This is a genomic window from Pseudomonas sp. P7779, from assembly GCF_013386315.1.
Taxonomy (GTDB): Bacteria; Pseudomonadota; Gammaproteobacteria; order Pseudomonadales; family Pseudomonadaceae; genus Aquipseudomonas.
This window is the reverse complement of the sequence record NZ_JACARZ010000170.1, coordinates 1-5,128: the sequence shown is the minus strand read 5'-3', so window position 1 is coordinate 5,128 and position 5,128 is coordinate 1. Positions and strand designations below refer to the sequence as shown.

Below are 5,128 nucleotides of genomic sequence, written 5' to 3'. Positions count from 1 at the left end.
GCCCCCACCCAATTCCCCCGCTACATCGCCGTCCTGATCCTCCTCTGCATGGGCTGCGCCTTCGCCGGCAATCACATCGCCGCCCGCGTAGCCTTCGACGACGGCGCCGGAGTCCTCCTGGCGATTCTCATGCGCTCCGGCGGCACCCTGTTAGTCCTAGCGCTACTGGTCCTATACCAACGCCAAAACCTCCGCCTCCCCCCAGGTGCATGGCGCTGGCAAGTCCTCCTGGGCCTGCTCATCGCCACCCAAAGCCTCTGCCTCTACTCCGCCGTCGCCCGCGTCCCGGTAGCGCTGGCCTTACTGGTCGCCAACGTCTTCCCTATCCTGCTGGCCCTGCTCACCTGGGCACTCGGCGGCCCACGCCCCACCGCACGCACCGCCTTGCTGATGAGCCTGATTCTGGTGGGACTGGTCTTCGTGCTGGATGTACCCGGCCGTCTCTCCGCCAACACCACCCTCGGCCCGGAATGGCTGGTCGGCGTCTCCCTGGCCTTTTGCGCCGCGTTCGTATTCGCCTGCGCGCTGTGGATCACCGACCACAAGTTGTCTCAGGTGCGTGGTTCGGTGCGCAGTCTGCTGACGATTTTTATCGTGTTCAGCAGCGTCAATCTCGCAGGCTTGAGCGGTGCGCTTGTCGATGGCCTGAACTTGCCTGCAACCAGTACCGGCTGGCTGGCACTGGCCACGTTGGTGGTGCTGTATGGCACGGGTTTTATCGTGCTGTTCATTTCGGTGCCGCGCCTGGATATGCAGCGTAATGCGCCGGTGATGAACATTGAGCCGCTGGCGACGTTGTTGATGGGCTGGATCGTGCTCGACCAGATGCTCAGCGCCGGCCAGGTGGTGGGCGGGGTGATTGTGGTGACGGGGATTGTGCTGCTGACGTATCGCAAGTCACCCCAGCCGGCCGTCAAGGCTCAGGCTGCGTAGGTCGAGAGGCGAAAAGGAAAAGGGACGGATCTATTTTCAAACAAGTCCGTCCCTTTTTACTGCCGGGCGTGGGGAAATTCCTGGCCCTCCTTCAGCCAATCGGCTCGTACCGCCGCCGCTTCAGGAACAACCCCACCCCCAGTGCAACGGCAAAGATCGACAGCAGCCCCAGGTCAACCCCAAGCAAGCGGATTTGGCTCACAGCCACGCAGCCGACCGCCCCCATCGCTACCAACAGCACCCCTAGCCATTTGCGAAGCGGGTACGACTTGATAAACCGATCAAGCAGAAAGAACAGCACCAGGGCAACGACCAGCTGGGTAATGTCAGACATGTATTTCTCCCGTCAGGTCTTGATGATCAGTGTCGAGGCACTGCGTTGCGGGCCGATGCCGCCGCTCACCTGCGCTTCGATGCTGACCAGTATGTCGCCTGCATGATAGGTGGGCAGGGTGTCATTCACGTACATGCGCACTCCAGCGCCGACAGGGGCGCCCACGTAAGGGGACGCTACGTAAGAGGTGGCGCCAGCGAAAGCCGAGGCCGCAAGGTTGGCGATTTTAGTGCGTTGGGCGTTGAGCACGTCGCCCTGTTGCCGGGTCAGCGGCTTGGAGATGCCGATCATCATCAGGCACGGCAGGTTCTTGGCCAGCATCTTGTCGTACACCTCGACGACTTTGCGGTTGACCTCGTAGTGGGCGCTTTTCGCTTCGCCAAAATGCAGCTCGCCCAGGCGTCCGCGTTCGCTGTCGGTGAGGGTGATCTGCGAGACGTTGAACACGATCCCGTGATTGCCCATGTATTGGAAAGTCCCTTCGAACTTCATCGCACGCATCCTTTCGAGCCAAAGGCGGGGATTGTCTAGAAGGCGTGCGCCGGATTCAAATCATTTCACCTGGCTGGCAAGGTGTGTTGCGCGCCGTAAGGTGCTGACGGACATAATAATTGTCGAATTCGGTGCTTTCGACGAACTACCCTGCGATTCTACGAACCTGGCCGCTATTCTATCTCCGCGAAATGCCAGAAATGGCCGCCGGCTATTTTCCTCGAAAGGCCGCTTCTGGCCGATGCTGTTGAAAAAGTCGTACTCACTTAGCCAAGGTGACCGCCTGCATCAATGAATAGCTTGCGGAGTTTTTTTCGAGCCGCCTCTGAAAGACGCTGTGAATAGCGTTGAAACTCTTCTTCGGCTGTGTCGGGCTTGCCGTTCATGGCCAATACAAACGCGTATGCAAGAGGATGTTGTATGTAGTTGTAGAAACCCAGGCCACCCGTCGACAAATGCTGCTTGACCCGCTCGAAAGCACCAGGCAGGTCGGCTATCGAACGAGCCTCGTCCCAAAACGATTCAGCTTTTGGAATGGCAGCCCGGAGGATATTGGGTGCGCTGGTTGCTATGGCATCAGGTCCGTAGCTGCATGAGATATCAAACGCTCGATCGCGCACATCGAAAGTCAGATCAGGTCGTGCCGATTTTGACGTCCTGTGCCATTTGATTTCATTGCCGGAAAGGTGGGGAACGAAGTCCAGTGACAGAGCCCATGACGGCGCTAGCGCGCCGCCTTTCCACTGTTCAAGGCGAAAGAGTTGGCGAATCGGAGCATCGACGCTACGAAGCCAGGACAGCGGGCCCTGAACTTCGAATCCTAACGGCTGTAAAAGTGACTCTACGGTTGGCGAAACAATTTCGTGGATTTGATCTATTCGCACTATCTCGAACGTTTTTCCCTGCATCGGCGGCCCCATGCTCAAAAGTAATCCCACTTCGACAACTTCGGTCGTTGGTTCGACCTCAGATAATAGATGCAGAAATAGCGGTCAGACCACCATTATTGAAAACGTGGTCTGCCCCCTATTCTTCTCTGGTGTCTGCGCCGTTTGGGTCTTGCCGATGGTGATTACCGCGAGCTGCGAAAGCGTGGTGACGTGCCTGACGGGAGAACGATGAAGGGCTGGTATCAACTGCGCAGTTGAAAATAGAGAACTGCGTCATGAAGTATTTTCTTGGCAAATAGTGGCCCGTGCCGGGGAAGTCACGACGTGACAACGCCATGCGGCAAGTTGATTGGAAAGTCCTGAGAGCTCCTGAATTCACGCTCCATGAGGCACAACATGTGAAAATTTATAGAGTAGTCTCATAGAATATTTTTCTCTTTGGGTATGCATAAATAATAGCGAGGCTGGTATTGGAGGCTAGTGTGAACTGGGATAGCCTGCGCCCACATTTTTAAATAGGGGTCAGACCACCATTATTGAAAACGTAGCCCACCCCCTACTCTTCTCTCCCGCGGCACCCAATAACGTTTTGCTTGAACACAATTAACGAGAGCAACTGAGGAGGCGGGTCATGCTTGAGGATTTTAAACACGCACTTTACCGTCATAAGAGGCTGTTCTGGCTAGTGATGGTTATTGTCATCCTATCCAAAGTGGCAACCATAATGCCGGCGATTATCATCGGGCGCGTAGTAGATACCTTTACCCAGCACACCTTGGATTCAGAGACGGCCTTGTATCTGTTGGGGTTTATCTGCGTCGGCGTTATTAACGTTATTCTTATCCCTATTCAGGGGTACTACTTGACCCGTTTTATTCAAAAAGGGCTCAGCGATGTTTCGATTCGATGGGTTCGCGAGATATTCACCAAGCACTTCGACCTGTTCTCATCGATCAATATCGGCAAGATGCTCAAATCGATTGAACGCGGCATACAAGCCAGCGAGCGAATTCTTAACTACGCGCTGATCACTATTTTGCCGCTTTGCATCGAGTTCATCGTGATTTCGGCGTGGCTGGTATGGATTGCGAATATTGTGTTCCTGGCGCTTGTGCTTGCACTTTCCGGCGTCTACCTGGCATTGACCCACTACTTGATCACGTGGCGTCGCGCTCATATCGATGCGGTCAATGACGCCGAAGATGAACAGGCGGGAGTATTTGCAAACACGATTCAGGCGGGTAAACAGATAAGGCTGGAGCGGGCCCAGGAATCGGGGCTGAAACCCCTGTTCGATACGTTTTACCAGTACGCGGATGCCGCCACAAAAGTCGGATATTCCGCTGCGGTACTAGGGGCGTCAAGGGCACTTTTCTTAACCCTGACCAGCAGCACAGTGATCGGGTACGGCATCTTTGTAAGACAGGCTTCGGTGTCCGAACTGACGGTTGGCGACTTTGTCGTCTTGTTTACCTTATCCACGATGTTTTTCAACACGGTGTTCAGCATCGGAGAGGTCTATCGTTTCGCCGATCAATTCTCTTCGGACTACGCCAAGTTTCGATCGATTCTGCGCGAGCAAAGCTTCAAGGGTAAGGCCGAGAGCTTGCCCTTGGATTCTGACAGCTTGATTTACCCCGCCTCCACTGCACTGATCGCCGAGGGAGTTTCATTAGTCATTCAACAGGCCATCGAAGTGCGCCCCGGTGAGCATCTTGCCGTCGTTGGGGCAAGTGGCTCCGGAAAATCAACCTTTGTGGAACTGCTCGTGGGCGTGAAGCAGCGTCCCGGGCTCACCGTCCGGATAGGACAGACCGCGCTAGAGTCAATCGCTGAAGAGGAACATTTTCGGCTCATTCGGTATTGCCCCCAAACTCCGAAGTTTTTATCAGGCAACCTGGCAGACGCTGTTTTTTTTCATGGCTCGTTCAACTCGACATTTAGCAGCGTCGCGGCGCAGCTTAATATCCAGCATCTGTTTGACGAATTGCCTGTTCGAACGATAAATCAAGACGCGACCAGTATTTCCGGTGGCGAAGCAAAAAAGCTTTCGCTTCTACGCGTGCTGCTAAGACCTGGGAATTTCAACATATTCGATGAGCCGACCTCATCCGTTGATCCCCAGGGCGCCTCGTTAATCTGGGATGCACTCTTCACCTGCTTTGCCGATAAAAGTCTGATCTGTGTAACCCACGATTTCACTGTGCTCAATCACTTTGATCGAGTCATCGTCTTCGACACGGGCAGAATCGTTGCAGATGGCAAGTGGCAAGACCTGGTGGCTCTGGAGTCGGTCTCCAACGTCATACGCAAAGTTCAGGAGGAAGAGCCGGTTTCAGGGCATTAAGTTACTGAAACGGCTTTGTACGCTAAGAATGAAATAGGAGTCAGACCCCTATTCCTCTCAGGTCGCGTAGGTCTCAATACGGGACGGAAAAGGGGGCATTTATTTTTGATCTAATAAATGCCCCCTTTTCCG

At 54.7% G+C, this 5,128-nt stretch carries 5 protein-coding genes; 2 read left to right on the top strand and 3 right to left on the bottom strand.

From position 1 onward, the window contains the following. Positions 1-933 (top strand): EamA family transporter (locus HX869_RS30585; protein WP_256736808.1); only part of this gene is annotated, 933 nt, incomplete at its 5' end. Between the two features lie 91 nt (positions 934-1,024). On the opposite strand, the gene HX869_RS30580 is transcribed toward HX869_RS30585, so the two are convergent. The 3 genes from HX869_RS30580 to HX869_RS30570 form a co-directional block, all read right to left on the bottom strand. Continuing rightward, the gene (locus HX869_RS30580; RefSeq protein WP_178904130.1) at positions 1,025-1,267 is read right to left on the bottom strand and encodes a hypothetical protein; all 243 of its coding nucleotides are present in this window, start codon (positions 1,265-1,267) and stop codon (positions 1,025-1,027) included. Between the two features lie 12 nt (positions 1,268-1,279). Then, entirely contained in the window at positions 1,280-1,759 is a 480-nt protein-coding gene (locus HX869_RS30575; RefSeq protein WP_177116953.1) for a hypothetical protein, read from the bottom strand. Positions 1,760-2,025: 266 nt separating this feature from the next. Further along, the gene (locus HX869_RS30570; RefSeq protein ID WP_256351171.1) at positions 2,026-2,667 is read right to left on the bottom strand and encodes a hypothetical protein; all 642 of its coding nucleotides are present in this window, start codon (positions 2,665-2,667) and stop codon (positions 2,026-2,028) included. A 613-nt stretch (positions 2,668-3,280) separates the two neighbouring features. On the opposite strand from HX869_RS30570, the gene HX869_RS30565 reads away from it, so the two are divergent. Further along, the gene (locus HX869_RS30565) at positions 3,281-4,996 is read left to right on the top strand and encodes an ABC transporter ATP-binding protein (RefSeq protein ID WP_178904129.1); all 1,716 of its coding nucleotides are present in this window, start codon (positions 3,281-3,283) and stop codon (positions 4,994-4,996) included. The last annotated feature ends 132 nt before the right edge of the window (positions 4,997-5,128 follow it).

Bases quoted from the DNA above. Each gene is read 5' to 3' on its own strand.
- HX869_RS30565 (WP_178904129.1), top strand. From the start codon at position 3,281: ATGCTTGAGGATTTTAAACACGCACTTTACCGTCATAAGAGGCTGTTC.
- HX869_RS30575 (WP_177116953.1), bottom strand. From the start codon at position 1,759: ATGAAGTTCGAAGGGACTTTCCAATACATGGGCAATCACGGGATCGTG.
- HX869_RS30570 (WP_256351171.1), bottom strand. From the start codon at position 2,667: ATGCAGGGAAAAACGTTCGAGATAGTGCGAATAGATCAAATCCACGAA.
- HX869_RS30580 (WP_178904130.1), bottom strand. From the start codon at position 1,267: ATGTCTGACATTACCCAGCTGGTCGTTGCCCTGGTGCTGTTCTTTCTG.